Here is a 21,484-nt window from a genome sequence, read left to right as displayed (position 1 = left end):
GTGCCGGCCGCTGGCCGGCACGCCCGTCGCGGCGGGCTCAGCGCTCCCAGTCGGGCTTCTGCAGGCGCAGGCCGTGGAGGCCGTCGTAGGCCGCGCGCTGCGGCGGCTGCCAGCCTTCGAGCAGGGCCGGCTCGACGCGGTAGATCTCCACGCCCAGCGGGCGGCAGACGCTCAACGGGTCCTGCGCCTCGGGGCCCCACATGGGCAGCGACAGGTCGCCGCCCGGGCAGGTGGACAGCGCGCAGAGCACGTCGATCTCGGCGAAGAACTCCAGGTAGTCGCCCTGCTTCGCCGGGCAGGCCTTCATGAAGTACATGTCGTCGTGGTTCAGGCCGGTGCACTGGAAGATGTTCAGCACGTCGTGCACGTCGAACTCGGTGAGGCCGTGGGGCAGCACCGCGCGGGTCAGGTTCGAGTGGCAATGGTGGTGGAAGTCCTCGCCGGTGAGCATCTTGTTGACGTAGGGGTCGCAGCGCGTGCCCAGCAGGTCGTGCACGCGCCCGCCGTGCTCGTCGATGCCGTAGGCGGCCAGGCTGTCGTCGGTGATGGTCAGCAGCGGGCGGAGGAACGGCAGGTTCGACCACAGGCGGTCGTAGGTGCTGACGTGGGCGCCCTGCAGCTGGCGGGTGCGTGCGGCCCACATGCGCTCGCGCGGGTCGTTGGCGTTCCACACGTTGAAGTCGCCGACCTGCGGGCCCACCGGGGTGGTGACGCGGAACAGGTGCCCGGCCGGCACCTTCCAGGCGCGGCCGGTGCGGATCGGCACCTCGAACTGCTCGATCAGGCTGCGCGCGCCCTTGCCCTCGCGCAGGCGGTCGTAGAACGCCTTGTCCACCTGCAGGGCGGAACCCTTGTTGGCCTGGTAGGCGGCGGGATAGTCCTTGTACATGTTCGGTGTCTCCTGGTTCAGAGGGAGTGGGGCGTGCTGAGCAGGTCCAGCAGCGCGTTTTCGGAATCCTCGAGGTAGCTGGCCATGGCCTCCGCCGCCTCGTGCTTGCGACCGGCGCCGAGCAGGTCGTGGATGTGCCGGTCGCGGTCGATCCAGGGGCGCTGGAAGTTCTCCTCGTTGGGCGCGAGGGAGAACACCAGGCGCATCTGCGCCGCGACGTTGGCGAAGAACTCGTCGAACAGCGGGCTGCGCATCAGCCCGACGATGTGCTGGTGGAAGTGCAGGCTGTGGGTGCCGAAGGCCTGCCAGTCCTCGCGATCCTGGGCCAGCTCGGCGGCCTCTATGGCCTCCAGCATGCGGTCGGACTGGTACTCGCGCAGCGGCTTGCTGGCGAGGATCGCCTGCAGCTCCAGGGTGCGCCGCACCAGGAAGATGTCGCGCACCTCGGCCAGGCCCAGGCGGCGCACCATCACGCCCTTGTTGCGCACGTAGGTGGCCAGGCCCTCGCGGCCGAGCTGGTGCAGGGCCTCGCGGATGGTGTTGCGCGAGGCGTTGTAGCCCTTCACCAGCTCGCTCTCGACCAGCGCCATGCCCGGCAGCAGGCGCCCGCCGATGATGTCCTCGCGCAGTTCGTTGGCGACCTGGGCCGACAGCGACAGGCCGCCGGCATCTTTGTTTTTCATCTGCGGCCCTCCTCAGGCCAGTTGGACGTCCTTGAGGAACCGCCCCATGCGCTCGCTGCGCTGCTCCAGCAGCTCGCGCGGCGGCCCGGCCTGGACGATGCGCCCGGCCTCCATGAACACCACGCGGTCGGACAGACGGAAGGCGAAGTTCATTTCGTGGGTGACGATGACCATGGTCATGCCCTCCTTGGCCAGCTCCTCGATCACCGCCAGCACGTCGCCGACCAGCTCCGGGTCCAGCGCCGAGGTCGGCTCGTCGAACAGCATCACCGCCGGGCGCATGGCCAGCGCGCGGGCGATGGCCACGCGCTGCTGCTGGCCGCCGGAGAGCTGGTGCGGGTACTTGCCGGCGTGTTCGAGCATGCCCACCTTGTTCAGCAGCGCCAGACTCAGCTGGCGCAGCTCGGCGGCGTCGGCGTGACCATGGTGGTGCGGGGCGAGCATGACGTTCTCCAACACCGTCTTGTGCGGGAACAGGTTGAAGCCCTGGAACACCATGCCGACCTGGACGATGCCCTGCATGTGCACCTTGTTGCCCAGCGGCCCGCCCGGCTCGCGCGCGCCGCGCAGGAACGGCTTGCCGCAGAGAGTCACCTCGCCCTGGTCGAGCGCTTCCAGGCCGTTGAGGGTGCGGATCAGGGTGGTCTTGCCCGAACCCGAGGGGCCGATGATCGACACCACCTCGCCCCAGCGCACGTCGAGGTCGATGCCCTTGAGCACCTCCAACTGGCCGTAGTGCTTGCGCGCCCCACGCACCTGCAGGGCGAAGGCGCCCTGCCCGGCGCTGGCCTCGCTGCGCCGCGAAACCACCGCCGGCAGCTCGCCGACCGGCACCGGGCGCGGCTGCCGGCGGGTGACGTCGAGATGGTTCTCCAGGCGCCGCAGCAGGTAGCTGAACACGGTGACGATGAACACATAGTAGAAGGCCACCGCCAGCATGGTCTCCATCACCAGGAAGTTCTGCGTGTAGAGCTGCTGGCCGACCAACAGGATTTCGCTGAGGGAAATCACCGAGACCAGCGAGGTCAGCTTGACGATGGTGATGTACTCGTTGGCCAGGGTCGGCAACGCCACGCGCAGCGCCTGGGGAATCACGATCAGCCACTGCACGCCGCGGTAGCCGATGCCCAGCGCCTTGCCGGCCTCCAGCTGGCCCTTGGCGATCGCCAGCAGGCCGCCGCGATGGATTTCCGCGATATAGGCCGTCTCGCTCAGGACCATGGCGATCAGCCCAGCGCCGTAGGGGTTGGAGAGCAGCGCGCTGGTGCCGGGGAAGACCTGCGGCAGGTTGTAGACGAAGATCAGCAGCACCAGCAGCGGCAGGCTGCGGAAGAACCAGATATACAGCGCCGCCGCGTCGCGCAGGTAGCGCCGCGACGATTGCCGGGCCAGGGCCACCAGGAAGCCGAGGACGATGCCCAGCAGCCAGGTTTCCAGGCTCAGCTCCACCACGGTGCCCACCGCGCGCCAGAAATCGGCGTTCCACAGCAGGCCCAGGGCATAGTGCCAATCGAAATGCATGTTCTTGCTCCGTATTGCTCGGCCGGTCGTCGGTTCAGTTGCCCAGCGCCTGGGCGACGTCCGCCGCGCTCGGTTCGGCGAGGTTGTAGCGCGCCAGCAGGGCCTGGTATTCGCCGTCCTGCTTCATGGCCTCGAAGCCCTGGCGCAGGCCGTCGAGCAGTTCGCCGTTGCCCTTGCGCACGGCCAGGCCGATGACCACCGGGTAGATCAGCTCGCGGGAGGCGATCTGCAGGCGGCCCTGCAGCTTCTCGGCGGTGATCTTGGCCACCGCGGCGTTCTCGAACTGCACGTCCACCGCCTTGGCCAGCAGCGCCTGGGCGGCCTCGGGCGAGGTGGGGAACTCGCGCGACTGGATCGCCGGCTTGCCCTGGGCCTCGCAGTAGTCGCGCGACACCTCCAGCAACTTGGGAATCCACGAACCGCCCTTGATCGAGGCCACGCGCTTGCCGCACAGGTCCTCGGCGCGCTGCGGGCGGAAGTCGTCGTCGCTGCGCACCATCAGCGAGGCGCCGCTCTTCAGGTACGGCAGGAAGTCCACCTGGCGGGCGCGCTCGGGGGTGACGTAGAGCGCCGAGGCGACCACGTCGAAGCGCCGCGCGTTGACACCCATCACCAGGTTGGCGAAGCGGGTGTCGCGGAACTCCGGCTGCAGCTTCAACTGCTTGCCCAGCGCCCTCATGAACTCCGGGTCGAAGCCGGCGGGCTGGCTCTGCTCGAGGTAGGCGTAGGGTGGGTAGGTGAGGTCCGAGCCGATGCTCAAGCGGCCCTCCTCCAGGGTGCCGGTTACCGCCGCCATGGCCGGTGCGGCCAGCGCCAGTACGCCGGGCAACGCCAGTGCCGCCAGCCAGCCCGCCTTGCCTGCAAATCGCTGTTTCATGGTGAAGCCCTCGCATGGTGATTGTTCAACAATATTTCCGTTACGAGTAATCAAACTTGATGCCAATTAATAAGAAGGCCGACTGAAAATGGCGTTGGGAAGGAAAAAATCCGCTCTTTTGGGGGGAAGTGCCGGCCCCCACATGCCCCACTACGGGGCGGGCGTTACCAAATGGAGCAGCGTGCTAGCGAAAGGCTACCCAGCGCCCCGGCGGTAACAGCGACAAACCAGGCAACGAGCAGGCTGCACGGCCTAAGGTGGCCGGTAACACGCCGGGAAACGCTCCGTTATCCGTGCCGCCTGCGGGCTGAGCCAGGCGTAGATGGCCTGGCGCAGCGCCTGCGCGGTAGCGGGCATGCAAGGGTAGCGGGGGCGCCCAGGCAGCCGAGCTTCCCCCGCAACAGGCGCCCCGGGCGCGGGACTCAGAGCTGGCCGTAGAGCAGGTCGCTGACCAGCATGCAGCCCGGCGCATGGGTGATGAACAGCTCCGGCTCGGCCTCGGCCAGCACCGCCTGCGGGGTGACGCCGCAGGCCCAGAACACCGGCAGTTCGTCGGCGGCCAGGGCCACCGGCTCGCCGTAGTCCGGCGCCTGCAGGTCGGCGATGCCGATCAGCGCCGGGTCGCCGATGTGCACCGGGGCACCGTGGGTCAGCGGGAAACGCCCGGTGATCTGGCTGGCGCGCACCGCGTCGGCGGCCTTCAGCGGGCGCATCGACACCACCATGTGGCCGGCCAGGCGCCCGGAGGGGGTGTTGGCGATATGGGTGCGGTACATGGCCACGTTGCGCCCCTGCTCGATGTGGCGCAGGGCTATGCCTTCGTCCTGCAGCGCCTGCTCGAAGGAGAAGGAGCAGCCGATGGCGAAGGCGACGAAGTCGGCCTCCCACAGCTCGCCGATGTCGCTCGTTTCGCGGTGGGGCTGGCCGCGGCGGTACACGCGGTACAGCGGCACGTCGCTGCGCACGTCGATGTCGACGCCGAGCTTGTGGAAGCGCGGCGAGCCGGGCTCGGTGACGTCCAGCAGCGGGCAGGCGCGCGGGTTGAGCACGCAGAAGCGCAGGAATTCGTCGGCCCAGGAACGCTGCAGGATCACGATGTTGGCCTGCAGGTGGCGCTGGCCGAGGCCGCTGGTGTGCCCGGCGTAGTCGCCGCGGCGGATCAGCCGGCGCAGTTCGAGCGGGCTCAGGGAGGCGAGATCGTGGGGCTGGGCCGGGGTCATCGGCGGTCTCCTGATGGTGGGCAAGGCCCCCGTTCTAGTCGGCCGGCGCCGAGGCCGTCCAACAAATAGTTTCCGTCCCCGGGCATCGGAAAAATTTATTCAGCGGCCCGCCGGCAGCAGCACGATGCGCGACTCGCCGGCGCTGGCCGCATAGTCGGCGAGCACCGTCCGGCTCATTTCCACCACCTGCTCCACCAGCTCCAGGCCGCTGCCGCCGCGCCAGGAGGCCACCAATGGCAGCTCCGGCGGCGACGGCTCCACGTCCAGCACCCGCAGTTCGCCGCGCTCCAGCTCCTGGACCACCAGCGCCGGCGGCAGCGCGCCTATGCCGAAGCCATCGCGCACCAGGCGCGTCATCGCCGCCACCGAGTTCACGCAGTTCAGGCGCGGCAGGCTGACGTCGCGGGCCTGGAGCATGGTGAGCAGGTCCAGGTGCGGTCGCGAATGCTTGGAGAAGGTCAGCACGCGTTCGCGGAACAGGTCCTCCAGCCCCGTGTAGTCGCGGTCGTAGGGCGAGCCCCGGGGCACCACCCAGCGCAGCGGGTAGCTGCCCAGCTCCAGGTTGAGCACCGATTCGTGGCGGATGGCGTCGGTCTGGAAGATCAGGTCCAGGTAGCCCTTGCGCAACTGCTCGGCGAGGTTGATCGCGGTGTCCGCCATCAGCTCGATCTCGAGGTCCGGGAAGCGCTCCATGCCACGCGCCACCAGGGGGCTGAGCCAGGTGTGGATGACCGTGTCCATGGCGCCGATGCGGATACGCCCCTGGCCGACGCGGCCGGCGTCTATGGCCTGGCGCAGCGACTGCGCGGTGTCGAGCATGCGCTCGGCGTACTCCAGCACCTGGTGGCCCTCGGGGGTCAGGGTCACGCCGCGGGAATCGCGAACGAACAGCTTCACGCCCAGATCGCCTTCGAGCACGGCGATACGGCTGGAAATGGCGGCCTGGGTGCTGAAGAGCTTCTCGGCGGTGAGGCGGAAGCTCTTCAGGCGGGCGACCCAGACGAAGGTCTCGAGGAATTTCAGGTTCATGGCCGGTACCGGGCGGGGACGCGCAAGCATAACCCCACCCCGCCGGCACCGCGAATGCCGCGCCAGGGGCGGGTATCGGAAATTCTTGTCACCGGCGACCGCATAAATTAGTTGGACGCATGCCCCCGGGCCTCGAAGAATCCGGGCCCAGGCGACGGCGAGATGTGGTACCGGCCGCTAGAACAATTCCAAGAACGCAAGAGCGGAGATCCCCCATGGAAAAGCAGGCGAGCCCGGCCGTCCCCCTCGACGTGGGCAGCGGCAGCTATTTCGGCTGGTACCGTGAACTGGACAAGCAGGAACGACGGACCTTCTGGAGCTGCAAGATCGGCTACGGCCTGGACGGCATGGATACCCAGATGCTCAGCTTCGTCATTCCCACGCTGATCGCCCTGTGGGGCATAAGCACCGGCGAGGCGGGCCTGATCCACACCCTCACCCTGCTGGCCTCCGCCGCCGGCGGCTGGGTTGCCGGCATCCTCTCCGACCGCATCGGCCGCGTCCTCACCCTGCAGTTGACGGTGCTGTGGTTCGCTTTCTTCACCTTCCTTTGCGGGCTGGCGCAGAACTACGAGCAGTTGCTGATCGCGCGCACCCTGATGGGCTTCGGCTTCGGCGGCGAGTGGACCGCCGGCGCGGTGCTGATCGGCGAGGTGATCCGCGCCCGCGACCGCGGCAAGGCCGTGGGCCTGGTGCAGTCCGGCTGGGCGCTGGGCTGGGGCGTCACCGCCCTGCTCTACGCCCTGCTGTTCAGCGTGCTGTCGCCCGAGTACGCCTGGCGCTCGCTGTTCCTCCTCGGCCTGCTGCCGGCGCTGTTCGTGCTGCTCGTCCGTCGCCTGGTCAAGGAACCGGAGGTCTACCAGCGCGCCAAGGCCCTGGAGAGCGGCGAAAAGATCGGCTTCCACGAAATCTTCGCCCCCGGCATGCTCAGCATCACCCTGCGCGCCTCGCTGCTCACCACCGGCGCCCTGGGCGGCTACTACGCCATCACCTCCTGGCTGCCGACCTACCTGAAGACCGAACGCCATCTCAGCGTGCTCGGCACCGGCGGCTACCTGGCCATGGTCATCCTCGGCTCCTACGTCGGCTATGTGGTCAGCGCCTTCCTCACCGACCTGCTGGGGCGCAAGAAGAACTTCATCCTGTTCGCGGTCGGCTCGTTCATCGTGGTGCTGCTCTACACCCAGCTGCCGATCGCCAACGCGGCCATGCTCTGGCTGGGCTTCCCCCTGGGCTTCTTCGCCTCGGGCATCTTCAGCGGCATGGGCGCCTTCCTCACCGAACTCTTCCCCACCCGCATCCGCGGCTCGGGCCAGGGCTTCTGCTACAACGCCGGGCGCGCCATCGCCGCGCTCTTCCCCATGCTCATCGGCATGATCAGCCAGCACGTGCCGCTGGGCCTGGGCATTGGCGGCTTCGCCGCGGTGTCCTATGGCGTGGTCATCCTCGCCGCCCTGAGCCTGCCGGAAACCCGCGGCAAGCAGTTGGAACCCTGAACCGCAGCGACCTACGAGGACGACCATGCACCTCCCCCTGCTCAACTGCGACATCGGCGAAAGCTTCGGCGCCTGGAAAATGGGCCTGGACGCCGAGGTCATGCCGTACATCGACTGTGCCAACGTCGCCTGCGGCTACCACGCCGGCGATCCCGGCAGCATGCGCCGCACCGTGGCCCTGGCGCTGGCACACGACGTGCGCATCGGCGCCCATCCCGGCTACCCAGACCTGCTCGGCTTCGGCCGCCGCTCGCTGGAATGCAGCGCGCAGGAGATCGAGGACATGCTGCACTACCAGATCGGCGCCCTCGACGGCATCTGCCGCGCCCAGGGCGCGCGGGTGAGCTACGTCAAGCCGCACGGCGCGCTGTACAACGACATGATGCGCAAGCCCGAGCAACTGCGCGCGGTGATGCGCGCGGTCGCGGCCTACGACCGCGGGCTGCCGCTGATGCTGCTGTCCACCCGCGACAACCAGGGCGCCCTGGCCATGGCCGCCGAGTTCGGCCTGCGCCTGTGGTTCGAGACCTTCGCCGATCGCGCCTACACCCCCGAAGGCCACCTGGTCTCGCGCCAGTTGCCCGGCGCGGTGCACCACGACAGCCGCCAGGTGATCGCCCAGGCGCTGACCCTGGCCCGCGGCGAGGCCCTCGGCGCCAGCGACGGCAGCGCGCTGCACCTGCGCGCCGACAGTATCTGCGTGCACGGCGACAACCCCGGCTCGGTGGAGGCCGTGCGCCAGTTGCGCGTCGCCCTGGACGCCCTGGTGCCGGCATGAGACCACGCCTGGAAGTGGTCGCCCTGGACAGCTACATGCTGCGCCTGTTCGACGCCATCGACGAAGCCAACATGCCCTGGCTGCTAGCCGCCGCGCAGCGCCTGCGCGCGGTCTTCGGCGACGAGCTGCTGGAGCTGGTGCCTTCCTATACCACCCTGATGCTGCGCTTCGACCCGCTGCGGCTGGAGCCGCTGACGATCCGCGAGCGCCTGTTCGCCGCCCTCGACGGCCTGCAGCCGCTGGCCGGGGAGAACAGCCGCGAGCAGGTTATGCCGGTGTGGTACGACCCCAGCGTCGGCCCCGACCTGGCGCGCCTGGCGCGGCACAGCGGGCTGGGCATGGCCGAGGTGATCCGCCGCCACAGCGGCCGCTCCTACCAGGTGTTCGCCCTCGGCTTCGCCCCGGGCTTCGCCTTCATGGGCCTGGTCGAGCCGGCCCTGGCCACCCCGCGCCTGGCCACCCCGCGGCAGCGCGTCGCCGCCGGCAGCGTCGGCATCGCCGAGCGCCAGACCGCCGCCTACCCGCTGGCCTCCCCTGGCGGCTGGAACCTGCTGGGGCGCACCCCGGCGCGCCTGTTCGACCGCGGGCGCGACGGCTACAGCCTGCTGCAGCCCGGCGACCGGGTGCGCTTCGAGGCCATCGACCGCGCCGAATTCATCCGCCTGGGCGGCGACGACACGCCCATGCCCGCCGAGGAGGGCCAGGCATGAAAATCCTCCACGTGGAAAAGAGCACCCCGCTGGCCCAGCTGCAGGACGGCGGCCGCTTCGGCGTGCGCCATCTGGGCGTGACCCAGGGCGGCGCCCTGGACTGGGAAGCCCAGGCCTGGGCCAACTGGCTGCTGGGCAACCGCCTGGACGCGGCGGTGCTGGAGATTCCCCTGGGCGGCGTGACCCTGCGCGCCCATGCCGACGTGCGCCTGGCCCTGGCCGGCGCGGACCTGGCGGCGGAGATCGACGGCCAGCCGCTGGCGCCCTGGCAGGCCTTCGAACTGCGCAGCGGCCAACGCCTGGCCTTCATCCAGCCACGCAGCGGTGCCCGCGCCTACCTGGCGGCGCCCGGCGGTTTCCTCGGCGAGGCGGTGCTGGGCAGTTGCGCCACCGTCGTCCGCGAAGGGCTCGGCGGCCTCGACGGCCAGGGCAAGCCGCTGATGACCGGCGACGAGCTGCGCGCCGCCGGCGGAACGCCCCCGCGGCGCCATATGCAGGCCCACCAGCAGCCGCGCTACGACGGCCCGGCGGAACTGGAACTGGTGCTCGGCGCCCAGGCCGGCGACTTCGCCGGGCAGAGCCTGTTCGACGCCTTCGACGCCACCTGGAGCCTCGACCAGCGCGCCGACCGCATGGGCATGCGCCTGCTCGGCCCGGCGTTGCAGTACCTGGGCCGGCCGATGATCTCCGAGGGCATTCCCCTGGGCGCCGTGCAGGTGCCGCCGGACGGCCAGCCGATCGTGCTGCTCAACGACCGCCAGACCATCGGCGGCTACCCGCGCCTGGGCGCCCTCAGCCCCAGGGCCCTGGCGCGCCTGGCGCAATGCCTGCCGGGCGCCGAGCTGCGCCTGCGGCCCAGCGTGCAACCCGCGGCGCTGGCAGCGCACCGGCGCCTATTGGCGCAATGGCGACAGGTCGACTGAAGCCGGCCGACGACAGTGGCACAATGGCATCTTCCAGACATCACGGAGGATGCCATGCAAGCCGTTCCCCCGTTGCAGCGCCCGCTGCTACGCCACCTCGCCAACCTGCTGGTCACCCTGCTCGGCCTGCTCCTGCTGGGCCTGGCCTGGCTGCTGCAGCCGCTGTTGCTGCAGTACCTGCTGGCCGGCGCGCTGCCGGTGTACCTGGGCGTACTGCTGCCGCAACTGGTCGGCCGCCGCGAGCGCCTGCGGCGCGTCCGTGCCGCGCGGGCAGCCTCGGTGGAGCGCTGGGGCTTCTGCAGCCGCGACAGGCCCGGCCCCTGGGTCAACTATATCGACTTCCCGCTGACGGTGTTCTGCGAAGAGGCCCGTGGCCGCTTCTTCTATAGCGAATGGCTGGTGATCCACGACGGGCGCATCATCGTCAACCCCGGGCACAGCGAGGTCGACCTGGCCCGCGGCGAGGTGCGTTACCATTTCAACCGGCCGCGCACCTATGCCTGGGATGGTTGCTCGCCGAAGGTGCCCTTCTACTGGCTGGCGATCTTCGGCACCCCGGACTGGTGGGAGCACCTGGAAGACGTGGCCTGCATCCGCGACGGCGAAATCCGCCGCAGGCAGGTGTTCTGGCCGGTGGCGCACCACGCCAGCCTGGTGCACGACGCGCTCTACCAGTTCCTCAACGTCTCGCCGCTGGACAAGGCCAGCGCCGACCGCCTGTTCCTGCGGATGCTGCGAGATGCCGGCATGCCCCGCCCGCTGGCCTGGGTCTATTACCTGGCGGTGGTGCTCGGCGGCGCGCCGAAGATGCGCCAGGTGCGCAACGGCAACAGCCCGCTGCGCTGCCTGACGCCGATCCCCGGCGCGGCCGCCGGGCCACTGGGGGAAACCCGGCTCGGGGTGCCTGATGCGGTTCATTCGGGCAAGGGCTAAGCGTCCCTTTCCGGGGGCCCATCACCCCAACCCTCTCCCGCAGCGGGAGAGGGGGCTGTTCGTGCCACCGGGGTGTCCGGCGTAGCCGGTGAATCCAATCGCGGACGGAGTCCGCTCCTACGCCCGTGCTTTCTGGAACCGTAGGAGCGGACTCTGTCCGCGATTCGGCGGATAACGCCGGAGGCGTTATGCGCCCTACGGATTTCCCGAGAGCTTTAGCTGCTGGGTTCAAGAGCGCCCTCTCCCCGGCCCTCTCCCGCAAGCGGGAGAGGGGGCTGTTCGTGCCACCGGGGTGTCCGGCGTAGCCGGTGAATCCAATCGCGGACGGAGTCCGCTCCTACACCCGTGCTTTCTGGAACCGTAGGAGCGGACTCTGTCCGCGATTCGGCGGATAACTCCGTAGGCGTTATGCGCCCTACGGATTTCCCGAGAGCTTTAGCTGCTGGGTTCAAGAGCGCCCTCTCCCCAACCCTCTCCCGCAAGCGGGAGAGGGGGCTGTTCGTGCCACCGGGGTGTCCGGCGTAGCCGGTGAATCCAATCGCGGACGGAGTCCGCTCCTACGCCCGTGCTTTCTGGAACCGTAGGAGCGGACTCCGTCCGCGATTCGGCGGATAACGCCGGAGGCGTTATGCGCCCTACGGATTTCCCGAGAGCTTTAGGTGCTGGGTTCGAGAGCACCCTCTCCCCGGCCCTCTCCCGCAAGCGGGAGAGGGGGCTGTTCGTGCCACCGGGGTGTCCGGCGTAGCCGGTGAATCCAATCGCGGACGGAGTCCGCTCCTACACCCGTGCTTTCTGGAACCGTAGGAGCGGACTCTGTCCGCGATTCGGCGGATAACGCCGGAGGCGTTATGCGCCCTACGGACTTCCCGAGAGCTTTAGGTGCTGGGTTCGAGAGCGCCCTCTCCCCAACCCTCTCCCTGAAGGGAGAGGGTTGGGGAGAGGGGCGGAGTGGAACCAGTGCGCAGATGTTGCCGGTCAGTTCACGGGGTTCGCGAGCAAGCTCGCTCCTACGAAAAGCAAAAGCACGCCCGCTCTTGCTCTGGCTTTTGCTTTGGGACTTCCAGAGAAACATCCACGCACTCCAAACGCCCCTTCAGAAGGCCGAGCGAAACCCGCGCTCAGGAGGTCATGCGACATGGATGTCGCGAAAGCCCCGCGGGCTACAGGGATGTACCCTCGGGGCGGCCCTCCGTGGCGGGGGAGTTCGTGAGGGTAGCCCGACTCTGTCGGGCCCGTATGCGGGCAAGCCTTTTTGGTTCCTTTTGTGGCGTTTGACAAAAGGGACTCGCCCGAGGGGGCGAAACGAGAGATATCAACGCACTCGGAGCGGCGCGCTACACCGAGCCCCAAGTCTCTGGGTTCCCGCGTTCGCGGGAATGACGAGGGTGAGGATCGGAGCGAGGGATCAGGATTCGCAAGCGAAGCCACAGCCCCATCCCAGATGAAAAAATGCCGTTTCTCCCATGGAGAGAAACGGCACTCTTTCTCAAGCAAACAGCATCAGGCTCGCAGCACCGGCCTAGAGCGTCCACTTCCAGGGAATATGCGACTCGACATCGCCGTTGCTGAAGATATCCCCCTCATCCTCCAGGCTCCCCACGTCCAGATAAAGCTCGGAACCACTGCCCAGCACACCATAGTTGACCAACCGCCCAGCATTCAGCCAGATCTCGTCATAGGCCAGAAGAGTGCCGTGGTTGACGAATGCGTTGCGGATATCGAGCTGGGCATACATCCCACTTATCAAGCTGCCACCACGCTCCAGCTCCAGAGAGTCGGCACTGATCCTCAGGCCATCCTGGCTGAGCAACCGGCCGCTGCCGCTGTAGCGCCCGCTCAGCTCCAGCGACAGCCCGGACTCGCTGGTGATCAGCCCGGCATTGCGCCAGTCGTGGCCGCTGCCGCGCACGCCGAGGGTGCCGTTCAGGCGCCCGCTGGCGCCCTGCTCCAGTTCGCCCACCTCCAGGATCAGCTCGCGGGCCTGCAGGCTGCTGTTGTTGAGCCAGTGGTCGCGCTTGATGTGCAGCACGGAACGGGTGACGAAGCGGCCACCGGCCAGGCCCAGCTGCGCCAGGTCGATGCCGAAGCGGCCGTTGCCGCCGTGCCAGACCCAGCCGTTGTCGTTGAGCAGGCTGCCGCTGCGCAGGTCGAGGTCGCGGGCGTAGGTCTCCAGGCTGCCGTTGCGGTTGTCCAGCACACCACTGATGCCGATGTCGGTGCCGCCCTCCCAGCCACGGGCGCGGATGCGCCCCTGGCCGTTGCTCAGGGACACGGCGTACAGGCGCAGGCCGCCGCGGCTTTCGATCAGCCCCCGGCTGTTGTCCAGCGCCCCGGCCAGGCTGAGGTCCATGCTCTGGGCGCGCAGCTCGCCGCCCTGGTTGACCAGGCCGCCGCCCAGGCGCATGAACAGGCGGCCGGCGCTGTCCAGCCGGCCCTGGTTGGTCAGGCTCCCGGAAGCCCACAACTCGGTGTCGCCCCCTGCGCTGACCGGCCCGCTCAGGTGCATATCCCCGGCCTTCAGGCGCACGCCGCCGGCGCTCTGCAGGCGCGCCAGCTCCAGGCGGCCATTGGCGTCGATGCGGATGTCGCCGGCGCTGGCGGCCAGTTCCCCGGCCAGCTTCACGCCCACGCCCTGCTCGGTGCCGACCAGGCGGATGGCGTTGGCGTACATGCCGCCCAGCGCCGAGCTGTCGATGGCCAGGCGCGGCCGCAGGCGGCCATCGTCTGCCTTGGCGCTGGCCGCCAGGCTTTCGCCGTCCACGCGGTTGCGCCCGGCCACCACGTCGAGCTGCTGCGCATGCAGCGCGGCATTGAGCGTGGCGCTGCGGGTGATCAGCTCGAAGCGCCCCACCTCGCGGGCATCGAGCCCGGCGCCTTCGATGCCGATGTGCCCGCCGTCGACGTCGTAGCCCGCCAGGCGCTCGCCGTCGAATATCGGCTTGCCGGTGGTCAGGGTGGCCCGCGGCATGTTGATGAAGCCGCAGCCGTTGCAGGTCACCCCGTGGGGGTTGGCGAGGATGAAGTGCGCGCCCGGCCCGGCGATCTCGATGGCGCCCAGCAGCTGCGAGGGGCTGCCGCCGGTGACCTCGCCGAGGATCTTGCGCGCCGCGCCCTTGCCCAGGTTGGGGTTGCCGGCGATGGCGCCGCCCAGCTGCGACTGCGCCCCGCCCGGCGAGTTGTTGAGGATCAGGCCTTCGCGGCCGACGTTGAACTGGCCGAACTTGTTGTGCGACAGGCCATTGGCGTTGGGGCTGGCGATGTTGACCACGGGCACGCCGTTGCCGGCGGAACCCAGGCCGGCATTGCCGGAACCGGGGTCCAGGCTCAGCGGCGCGGCCGCGGCGTGCGGGTGAGCGAAGAACAGCAGACCGGCCAGGACGGCCGGGAAATGCAGAGCATTGCGTTCCATGTCCATCTACTCCACGTTGTCCATGAGGAGCTTCCCAAATTAGTGGCAGTGCGCTTCGGAAACGCGTCCTTGTCCCGTGGGAAGCCTCCTCGTCGGCCCGTGGAAGCGTGGAGCCGCGCGGCGGCTCCACGCCACCCTGCACGCGCCTGCGCCGATGCAGTAAAGTAATGCCCCCGGCGGCCCCGGCACGCCGCCTTCCCCATTCCAGGAACCCGCATTCGATGGAACACCGTGAGTCGCTCCTCGCGTTGCGACATTTCCTCTCCAGCCAGATCCTCGGCCAGGAAAAGCTCGTCGAGCGCCTGCTCATCGCCCTGCTCGCCGACGGCCACCTGCTGGTGGAAGGCGCGCCCGGGCTGGCCAAGACCAAGGCCATCAAGGACCTCGCCGAAGGCCTGGAGGCCGAGTTCCATCGCATCCAGTTCACCCCCGACCTGCTCCCGGCGGACATCACCGGCACCGAGATCTACCGCCCGGAAAACGGCACCTTCTGCTTCCAGCAGGGGCCGATCTTCCACCACCTGGTGCTGGCCGACGAGATCAACCGCGCCCCGGCCAAGGTACAGTCGGCGCTGCTGGAAGCCATGGCCGAGCGCCAGGTCAGCATCGGCCGCAGCACCTACGACCTGCCGCCGCTGTTCCTGGTGATGGCCACCCAGAACCCCATCGAGCAGGAAGGCACCTACCCGCTGCCCGAGGCCCAGCTCGACCGCTTCCTGATGCACGTGAAGATCGGCTACCCGGAAGCCTCGGTGGAGCGCCGCATCCTCCAGCAGGCCCGGGGCGAGGCGCTCAACGGCGAGACGCGGCCGGAACGCCAGGTGACCCAGGAAGCGATCTTCGCCGCGCGCAAGGAAATCCTCGGCCTGTACATGGCCGACGCGGTGGAGGAATACCTGGTGCAGCTGGTCATGGCCACCCGCACCGCGGCCAAGTTCGATCCCGAGCTGGCCGAGTGGATCGCCTACGGCGCCAGCCCGCGCGGCTCCATCGCCCTGGACCGCTGCGCCCGCGCCCACGCCTGGCTGGGCGGGCGCGATTTCGTCAGCCCCGAGGACATCCAGGCCGTGCTGTTCGACGTGCTGCGCCACCGCCTGATCCTCTCCTTCGAGGCGGAAGCCGCGGGGATCGACCAGGACCGAGTGGTCCAGCGCATCCTCGACGTGGTCGCCGTGGCCTGATGCCGGACACCGCCAGCAACGGCGTGACGGTCAGCCTGCAAGAGCTGATCGACATGCGCCATCGCCTGCGCGAGGTGCAGCTGTTCTCCACCCCGGCCCGGCGCAGCCCGCTGATCGGCCTGCACCACTCGCGCCTGCGCGGGCGCGGCGTGGACTTCGACCAGGTGCGCGTGTACCAGCCCGGCGACGACGTGCGCACCATCGACTGGCGCGTCACCGCTCGCACCCGCGAGCCGCACACCAAGCTGTTCCACGAGGAGCGCGAACGCCCGGTGTTCGTCCTCGTCGAGCAGAGCCGGCGGACCTTCTTCGGCTCCGGCCTGTGTTTGAAGTCAGTGCTGGCCGCGCGCGCCGCCGCCCTGCTCGGCTGGGCCGCGCTGGCCCACAACGACCGCATCGGCGGCCTGGTGCTGAGCGACCACGACACCCACGAGATCAAGCCGCGGCGCAGCAAGCAGAGCCAGCTGCAGTTGCTCAACCTGATCGTCCGCGCCAACCACGCGCTGCTCGCCGACGGCGCCGCAGCGCCCTCCGGCGACGGTTTCGGCCTGGCCCTGCGCCGCGCCCGCGAGGTGCTGCGGCCGGGCAGCCTGGTGATGATCGTCTGCGACGAACGCGCCCTCGCCCACTCGCCCCAGGGCGACCTGGCCGAGCAGCAACTGGGCCTGCTGGCGCGGCACACCGACCTGGTCCTGCTGCCGGTGTCCGACCCGCTCGACCACGCCCTGCCAGCCGCCGGGCTGATGCGCTTCGCCGAAGGCCAGGCCCTGCTCGAAGTGGACACCCACGTCGACGAACAACGCCTGGCCTACCGCGCCCTGGGCGAGGCGCGCCGCGAGCGCTGGGCGCGGGTCAGCCAGCGCCTGGGCGTGCCGCTGCTGCCGCTGAGCACCCAGCTGGACCTGGTCGAACAGTTGCTCGACCACCTCGAACAGCCCACCGCGAGGCTGCGCTCGTGAATCCCCTCGACGCCCTGGAACCGCTGATCCAGCCCGCCGCCGTGCCCTGGTGGCCGCCAGCGCCGGGCTGGTGGCTGCTGGCCGCGCTGCTGCCGCCGCTGGCCTGGGCGCTATGGCGCTGGCGCCACCGCCTGCTGCCGCGCCGCCGCGCGCAGGCCCCGGCGGAAGCGCCGCTGGAGCCCATCCGCGTCGCCGCCCTGGAAGAACTGGCGCGCCTGCCGCGGCCCTACGACGGCGCCCCCGCCGGCCCCTGGCTGCAGGCGCAGAACGCCCTGCTCAAGCGCCTGTCGCGGGCGCGCTGGCCGGACGACAGCTGCCACACCCTGAGCGGCCGCGCCTGGCTGGCGTTCCTCGACAACCGCTGCCCGGCCGCCGGCCTGACGCGCTGGATGATCCTGGTGGAAGGCGGCTACCGCGCCGAATGCAAGCTCGACGACAAGGCCATCGACGGCCTCGCCGCCGCCGTGGAAACCTGGGTGCGCAAGCATGTTTGAGTTCGCCTGGCCCTGGGTCTTCCTGCTCGCCCCGCTGCCCTGGCTGCTGCGCGTGCTGCTGCCGCCGGCCGACAGCGGCGAGGCGGCGCTGAAGGTCAGCTTCCTCGCCGAACTCGAAGGCCTGGCCGGCCGCCGCGCCCGCGCGCAACTGCCGGCCTGGCGCCTGCAGGCGCCCTTCGTGCTGCTCTGGCTGCTGTTGCTGCTGGCGGCGGCGCGCCCGCAGTGGGTCGGCGAGCCGCTGCCGATCCCCGCCAGCGGCCGCGACCTGCTGCTGGCGGTGGACGTCTCCGGCTCCATGGACACCGCCGACCTCACCTGGCAGGGCAGCGAGATCAGCCGCCTGAACCTGGTGCAGAAACTCTTCGGCGACTTCATCGAGGCGCGCCGCGGCGACCGCGTCGGCCTCATCCTGTTCGGCAGCAAGGCCTACCTGCAGGCGCCGCTGACCTTCGACCGCCACACCGTGCGCGTCTGGCTGGACGAGGCGCTGATCGGCATCGCCGGCAAGGACACCGCCCTGGGCGACGCCATCGGCCTGGCGCTCAAGCGCCTGCGCCAGCGCCCGGCGCAGAGCCGCGTGCTGGTGCTGATCACCGACGGCGCCAACACCGCCGGCGAGATCCCGCCGCTGACCGCCGCGCGCCTGGCCGCCGAGGAAAGCGTGAAGATCTACACCATCGGCATCGGCGCCGACCCGCAGCCCGGCGGCGTGCTCGGCATGCTCGGCCTCAACCCCGGCCTGGACCTGGACGAAGCCACCCTGAAGGCGATCGCCGGCCTCACCGGCGGCGAATACTTCCGCGCCCGCAACGGCGCCGAGCTGGAGGCCGTCTCCAGCACCCTGGACAGCCTCGAACCGGTGACGCAGAAACCCACCCAGGCGCGCCCGGCCCTGGCCCTCTACCACTGGCCGCTGGCCGCCGCGCTGCTGCTGAGCCTGCTGCTGGTGGCCGCGGAACTCTGGCCGGCGCAACACTGGCGCTGGCCGTGGAGGCGTCCATGAGCCTCTGGCCGCACCTGCTCTACCCCGGCTGGCTGCTGCTGTTGCCGCTGCTCGCCTGGCTGCTGTGGAAGCTGCTGCACCGCCAGCGCCGCGCCGGCCGCTGGCAACTGCTGCTGCCGGCGGCCTTCCACCCCTGGCTGCTCCAGGGCGGCAGCGGCCGCCCCGACCGCCGCCCCTGGCTGTACCTGGGCCTGGCCTGGCTGCTGGCGGTGCTGGCGCTGCTCGGGCCGAGCTGGGAGCGCGTCGAGCAGCCGGCCATGCAGCGCAGCGACCCGCTGGTGGTGATCCTCGAACTGACGCCGCGGATGCTCGCCGGCGACCTGCCGCCCAGCCGCCTGGAACAGGCCCGGCGCAAGCTCCTCGACCTGCTGCGCGCGCGCCCCGACGCGCAGACCGCCATCGTCGTCTACGCCGGCAGCGCCCACACCCTGGTGCCGCTGTCCAACGACCTGTTCACCGCGCGCAACCTGCTCGATGCGCTCAAGCCGTCGATCATGCCCGAGCCGGGGCAGCGCGCCGACCTCGCCGTACAGCAGGCGCGCCGCCTGCTCGACCAGGGCGCCCAGGGCAACGGGCGCCTGCTGCTGCTCACCGGCGGGCTGGAGGAAAGCGAACAGCAGGGCATCCGCCAGGCCCTGCACGGCCACGGCCGGGACTTCGCCATCCTCGCCGTGGGCACTGTCGGCGGCGCGCCCATCCCCCAGGAAGACGGCACCTACCTGAAGGACGACCAGGGCGGCATCCTCCTGCCACGCCTCGACGAAGCCGGGCTGCGCCAGTTCGCCACCAGCCTCGACGCCGGCTACCAGCGCCTGGGCGCCAGCGACCGCGACCTCAGGGCCCTCGGCCTGCTGGACGCCAACCGCGGCCTGGAAGCCGCCGGCAACGACGCCGTGCTGCGCCTGCAGCGCTGGGCCGACCAGGGTTACTGGCTGCTCCTGCCGCTGCTCTTGCTGGCCGCCTGCGCCGGGCGCCGCGGCTGGCTGTTCAGCCTGCCGCTATTGCTGCCGCTGTGGCTGGGCGCGCCGCAACCGGCCATGGCCTTCGAGTTCGCCGACCTCTGGCTGCGCCCCGACCAGCAGGGCCAGCGCCTGCTCGCCGAGCAGCGCCCGGCCGACGCCGCCCGGCGCTTCGCCGACTTCCGCTGGCGCGGCCTGGCCCTCTACCAGGCCGGCGACTACGACGGCGCGGCCCGCGCCTTCGCCCTGGGCGACAGCGCCGCCGACCACTACAACCGCGGCAACGCCCTGGCCCGCGCCGAGCAGTACGAGGCGGCCATCGACGCCTACGAGCGGGCGCTGGAACTGCAGCCCGGCCTGCAACAGGCCCTGCGCAACAAGGCGCTGCTGGAGGACCTGCTGCGCCAGCACGAGCAGGACGCCGCCCAACAGCGCCCCAATGCCTCCCAGGCCAGCCGAAGCGGCGAAACCGAGCCGGCGCCGACGGCAGCGGCCAAGCCCTCGGAGCAGCAGAACCTGGAAGAACGGCCGACGCGCCCCTCCGCGGCCCTGCAGAACCGCCAGCAGGCCAGCGCCGAGCGCCTGCAGGCCACCGACCCGGACGACGAGCCGCCCGCCGATTCGACGGAACTCCCCGCCCCCACGGCGGACGAAGGGAAACTCAGCGACGAAAGCCGCCAGGCCCTGGAACAGTGGCTGCGGCAGATTCCCGACGAACCCTCCGAACTGCTGCGCCGCAAGTTCTGGTACCAACAGCAGCAGCGCCAGGAAAACCTGCCATGAAACGGATGATCTGCCTGATCCTGCTCAGCCTGCTCGCATTCCAGGCGCAGGCCAGCTTCACCGCCAGCGTCGACCGCGCGCGCCTGACCGAGGGCGAGAGCCTGGACCTGACGCTGGAGTCCGACGACCCCACGCAGTTCGGCAAGCCGGACCTCACGCCCCTGGGCGACGCTTTCGAAATCCTCGGCACCCGCCAGGTCAACCGCCTGACCACCCTCGACGGCCAGGCCCAGGCCACCACGCGCTGGATCATCACCCTGCGCCCCACCCGCAGCGGCGCCCTGCAGATACCGGCGCTGCGCATGGGCAACGGGCAGACCCAGCCGATCGCCCTGCAGGTGCTCAAGGCCGAGGACGCGGACGAGCAGCAGAAACTCTCGCCGGTGTTCATCGACGCCAGCCTCGACCACGAAACGGTCTACGTGCAGGCCCAGGCCATCCTCACCCTGCGCATCTACCACTCGGTGTCGCTGTACGACGACAGCAGCCTCAGCCCGCTGCAGATCGACGACGCCAAGGTCGAGCAGCTCGGCCAGCCGCGCACCTACGAGAAGGAAATCAACGGCGTGCGCCACGGCGTCATCGAGGTGCGCTTCGCGATCTTCCCGCAGCACAGCGGCGAGCTGACCATCCCGGCGCTGAACTTCAGCGCCACCCGGGTGGCGCGCAACAACCCCGGCGACACCTTCGGCGTGCTGCCCGGCAAGCGCCTGCGGGTGAGCTCGCCGGAAATTCCCCTGGAAGTGAAACCCAAGCCCGCCGACTACCCGGCCGACGCGCCCTGGCTGCCGGCCCGCGCCGTCGCCCTCAGCGAAAGCTGGGCGCCGCAGCCGGAGCAGGCCAAGGCCGGCGAAGCCCTGACGCGCAACCTGATGCTGCGCGTGGAAGGCCTCTCCAGCGCCCAGCTGCCGCCGCTGCCCCAGGCCCTGCCGGCCGGGCTGCGGCACTACCCCGACCAGCCGCAGCTGGCCGAGGAACAGGGCGACCAGGGGGTGATCGGCAGCCGCGAGGAGCGCCAGGCCCTGATCCCGGAGCAGGCCGGCCAGCTGAGCCTGCCGGACATCGAGATCACCTGGTGGAACACCCAGGAAGACCGCCTGGAGCACACCACCCTGCCCGGCCGCAGCCTGGACGTCGGCGCCAACCCGCAACTGGCGGCCCCGCCCCCGGCGCCGCTGGAAGGCGCCGTGAGCAGCGACGGCCAGCGCCTCTGGCCATGGCAGCTGGCGACCCTGCTGCTGGCCCTGACCAGCCTGCTCGGCTTCGGCCTCTGGTGGCACGCCCGGCGCCAGCCGGCCATCGTCCGCGCCGCGGCCAACGCGCCCAGCGCCCGCACCCTGCTCGACGAACTGCGCCGCTGCTGCCAGGCCAACGACCCCCACGCCACCCGCCAGGCCCTCGACGCCTGGGCGCGCCAGCAGCCGGAAACCCTGGCCGACATGGCGGCGCGCTTCGTGCCGCTGTCCGACGCCATGGACGGCCTCAACGGCGCGCTCTACAGCGACAGCGAGGGTGGCCACAACTGGGAAGGCGAGGACCTCTGGCGGGCGATCCGCACCCTGCCCGCCGCGGAAGGCGGCGGCGCGGCGACGGCCGAGGGCAACAGCCTGCCACCGCTCTACCCGCGCTGAGCCACG

Annotated in this window: 18 protein-coding genes; 11 read left to right on the top strand and 7 right to left on the bottom strand. The window is 70.2% G+C overall.

The features are described 5' to 3' along the window. Positions 1–37: 37 nt before the first annotated feature. From M8R19_RS24980 to M8R19_RS24950, 6 genes are all read right to left on the bottom strand, one after another. A complete protein-coding gene (locus M8R19_RS24980; protein WP_249919228.1) occupies positions 38–889 on the bottom strand; it encodes an urea carboxylase-associated family protein in 852 nt (283 codons plus the stop codon). Positions 890–906: 17 nt separating this feature from the next. Then, entirely contained in the window at positions 907–1,572 is a 666-nt protein-coding gene (locus tag M8R19_RS24975; protein WP_074980030.1) for a GntR family transcriptional regulator, read from the bottom strand. 12 nt (positions 1,573–1,584) lie between these two features. Continuing rightward, on the bottom strand, positions 1,585–3,093 hold the full coding sequence (locus M8R19_RS33225; RefSeq protein ID WP_009621253.1) for an amino acid ABC transporter permease/ATP-binding protein: 1,509 nt from the start codon (positions 3,091–3,093) through the stop codon (positions 1,585–1,587). 34 nt (positions 3,094–3,127) lie between these two features. Continuing rightward, the gene (locus M8R19_RS24960) at positions 3,128–3,970 is read right to left on the bottom strand and encodes an ABC transporter substrate-binding protein (protein WP_249919227.1); all 843 of its coding nucleotides are present in this window, start codon (positions 3,968–3,970) and stop codon (positions 3,128–3,130) included. A gap of 422 nt (positions 3,971–4,392) precedes the next feature. Then, positions 4,393–5,190 carry a putative hydro-lyase gene (locus M8R19_RS24955; protein ID WP_249919226.1) on the bottom strand — a complete coding sequence of 266 codons (798 nt, stop codon included), beginning with the start codon at positions 5,188–5,190 and terminating at the stop codon, positions 4,393–4,395. Between the two features lie 99 nt (positions 5,191–5,289). Then, positions 5,290–6,219 carry a LysR family transcriptional regulator gene (locus M8R19_RS24950; RefSeq protein ID WP_249919225.1) on the bottom strand — a complete coding sequence of 310 codons (930 nt, stop codon included), beginning with the start codon at positions 6,217–6,219 and terminating at the stop codon, positions 5,290–5,292. 215 nt (positions 6,220–6,434) lie between these two features. On the opposite strand from M8R19_RS24950, the gene M8R19_RS24945 reads away from it, so the two are divergent. Genes M8R19_RS24945 through M8R19_RS24925 form a run of 5 tightly spaced genes read left to right on the top strand, consistent with a single transcriptional unit; the run spans position 6,435 to position 11,059 of the window. Continuing rightward, on the top strand, positions 6,435–7,715 hold the full coding sequence (locus M8R19_RS24945) for an MFS transporter (RefSeq protein ID WP_249919224.1): 1,281 nt from the start codon (positions 6,435–6,437) through the stop codon (positions 7,713–7,715). A gap of 25 nt (positions 7,716–7,740) precedes the next feature. Further along, complete coding sequence (locus M8R19_RS24940) at positions 7,741–8,493, top strand: 5-oxoprolinase subunit PxpA (protein ID WP_249919223.1); 753 nt, start codon at positions 7,741–7,743, stop codon at positions 8,491–8,493. After that, a complete protein-coding gene (gene pxpB, locus M8R19_RS24935) occupies positions 8,490–9,203 on the top strand; it encodes a 5-oxoprolinase subunit PxpB (protein ID WP_249919222.1) in 714 nt (237 codons plus the stop codon). Before M8R19_RS24940 ends, pxpB begins: the two co-directional genes overlap by 4 nt. Further along, positions 9,200–10,126, top strand: a complete 927-nt coding sequence (locus M8R19_RS24930; RefSeq protein WP_249919221.1) for a 5-oxoprolinase subunit C family protein — start codon at positions 9,200–9,202, stop codon at positions 10,124–10,126. Before pxpB ends, M8R19_RS24930 begins: the two co-directional genes overlap by 4 nt. Positions 10,127–10,180: 54 nt before the next feature. After that, entirely contained in the window at positions 10,181–11,059 is an 879-nt protein-coding gene (locus tag M8R19_RS24925; RefSeq protein WP_249919220.1) for a DUF1353 domain-containing protein, read from the top strand. A gap of 1,519 nt (positions 11,060–12,578) precedes the next feature. On the opposite strand, the gene M8R19_RS24920 is transcribed toward M8R19_RS24925, so the two are convergent. Further along, positions 12,579–14,474: a filamentous hemagglutinin N-terminal domain-containing protein gene (locus tag M8R19_RS24920; RefSeq protein WP_436278255.1), complete on the bottom strand. Its 1,896-nt coding sequence runs from the start codon at positions 14,472–14,474 to the stop codon at positions 12,579–12,581. Between the two features lie 215 nt (positions 14,475–14,689). Here M8R19_RS24920 and M8R19_RS24915 point away from each other — a divergent pair, with 215 nt between their 5' ends. From M8R19_RS24915 to M8R19_RS24890, 6 genes are read left to right on the top strand one after another with little or no spacing between them, the layout of a single operon-like run. Further along, positions 14,690–15,649: an AAA family ATPase gene (locus M8R19_RS24915; RefSeq protein ID WP_249919218.1), complete on the top strand. Its 960-nt coding sequence runs from the start codon at positions 14,690–14,692 to the stop codon at positions 15,647–15,649. Next, the gene (locus M8R19_RS24910) at positions 15,649–16,608 is read left to right on the top strand and encodes a DUF58 domain-containing protein (RefSeq protein WP_249919217.1); all 960 of its coding nucleotides are present in this window, start codon (positions 15,649–15,651) and stop codon (positions 16,606–16,608) included. The genes M8R19_RS24915 and M8R19_RS24910 overlap by 1 nt, the downstream gene beginning before the upstream one ends. After that, positions 16,605–17,102 carry a DUF4381 domain-containing protein gene (locus M8R19_RS24905; RefSeq protein WP_074984695.1) on the top strand — a complete coding sequence of 166 codons (498 nt, stop codon included), beginning with the start codon at positions 16,605–16,607 and terminating at the stop codon, positions 17,100–17,102. The genes M8R19_RS24910 and M8R19_RS24905 overlap by 4 nt, the downstream gene beginning before the upstream one ends. Then, positions 17,095–18,105, top strand: a complete 1,011-nt coding sequence (locus M8R19_RS24900) for a vWA domain-containing protein (protein ID WP_249919216.1) — start codon at positions 17,095–17,097, stop codon at positions 18,103–18,105. Before M8R19_RS24905 ends, M8R19_RS24900 begins: the two co-directional genes overlap by 8 nt. Next, positions 18,102–19,847 (top strand): VWA domain-containing protein, encoded by a 1,746-nt coding sequence (locus M8R19_RS24895; protein ID WP_249919215.1) that lies wholly within the window; start codon positions 18,102–18,104, stop codon positions 19,845–19,847. Before M8R19_RS24900 ends, M8R19_RS24895 begins: the two co-directional genes overlap by 4 nt. After that, positions 19,844–21,478, top strand: a complete 1,635-nt coding sequence (locus M8R19_RS24890; protein WP_249919214.1) for a BatD family protein — start codon at positions 19,844–19,846, stop codon at positions 21,476–21,478. The genes M8R19_RS24895 and M8R19_RS24890 overlap by 4 nt, the downstream gene beginning before the upstream one ends. Positions 21,479–21,484 lie beyond the last annotated feature (6 nt).

The organism is Pseudomonas sp. R3.Fl (genome assembly GCF_023516765.1).
Lineage (GTDB): Bacteria > Pseudomonadota > Gammaproteobacteria > Pseudomonadales > Pseudomonadaceae > Pseudomonas > Pseudomonas citronellolis.
This window is presented reverse-complemented; position numbering and strand designations above follow the sequence as displayed.

Bases quoted from the DNA above. Each gene is read 5' to 3' on its own strand.
- M8R19_RS24915 (WP_249919218.1), top strand. From the start codon at position 14,690: ATGGAACACCGTGAGTCGCTCCTCGCGTTGCGACATTTCCTCTCCAGC.
- M8R19_RS24950 (WP_249919225.1), bottom strand. From the start codon at position 6,219: ATGAACCTGAAATTCCTCGAGACCTTCGTCTGGGTCGCCCGCCTGAAG.
- M8R19_RS24890 (WP_249919214.1), top strand. From the start codon at position 19,844: ATGAAACGGATGATCTGCCTGATCCTGCTCAGCCTGCTCGCATTCCAG.
- M8R19_RS24940 (WP_249919223.1), top strand. From the start codon at position 7,741: ATGCACCTCCCCCTGCTCAACTGCGACATCGGCGAAAGCTTCGGCGCC.
- M8R19_RS24920 (WP_436278255.1), bottom strand. From the start codon at position 14,474: ATGGACATGGAACGCAATGCTCTGCATTTCCCGGCCGTCCTGGCCGGT.
- M8R19_RS24900 (WP_249919216.1), top strand. From the start codon at position 17,095: ATGTTTGAGTTCGCCTGGCCCTGGGTCTTCCTGCTCGCCCCGCTGCCC.
- M8R19_RS24945 (WP_249919224.1), top strand. From the start codon at position 6,435: ATGGAAAAGCAGGCGAGCCCGGCCGTCCCCCTCGACGTGGGCAGCGGC.
- M8R19_RS24930 (WP_249919221.1), top strand. From the start codon at position 9,200: ATGAAAATCCTCCACGTGGAAAAGAGCACCCCGCTGGCCCAGCTGCAG.
- M8R19_RS33225 (WP_009621253.1), bottom strand. From the start codon at position 3,093: ATGCATTTCGATTGGCACTATGCCCTGGGCCTGCTGTGGAACGCCGAT.
- pxpB (WP_249919222.1), top strand. From the start codon at position 8,490: ATGAGACCACGCCTGGAAGTGGTCGCCCTGGACAGCTACATGCTGCGC.
- M8R19_RS24975 (WP_074980030.1), bottom strand. From the start codon at position 1,572: ATGAAAAACAAAGATGCCGGCGGCCTGTCGCTGTCGGCCCAGGTCGCC.
- M8R19_RS24910 (WP_249919217.1), top strand. From the start codon at position 15,649: ATGCCGGACACCGCCAGCAACGGCGTGACGGTCAGCCTGCAAGAGCTG.
- M8R19_RS24895 (WP_249919215.1), top strand. From the start codon at position 18,102: ATGAGCCTCTGGCCGCACCTGCTCTACCCCGGCTGGCTGCTGCTGTTG.
- M8R19_RS24980 (WP_249919228.1), bottom strand. From the start codon at position 889: ATGTACAAGGACTATCCCGCCGCCTACCAGGCCAACAAGGGTTCCGCC.
- M8R19_RS24955 (WP_249919226.1), bottom strand. From the start codon at position 5,190: ATGACCCCGGCCCAGCCCCACGATCTCGCCTCCCTGAGCCCGCTCGAA.
- M8R19_RS24925 (WP_249919220.1), top strand. From the start codon at position 10,181: ATGCAAGCCGTTCCCCCGTTGCAGCGCCCGCTGCTACGCCACCTCGCC.
- M8R19_RS24960 (WP_249919227.1), bottom strand. From the start codon at position 3,970: ATGAAACAGCGATTTGCAGGCAAGGCGGGCTGGCTGGCGGCACTGGCG.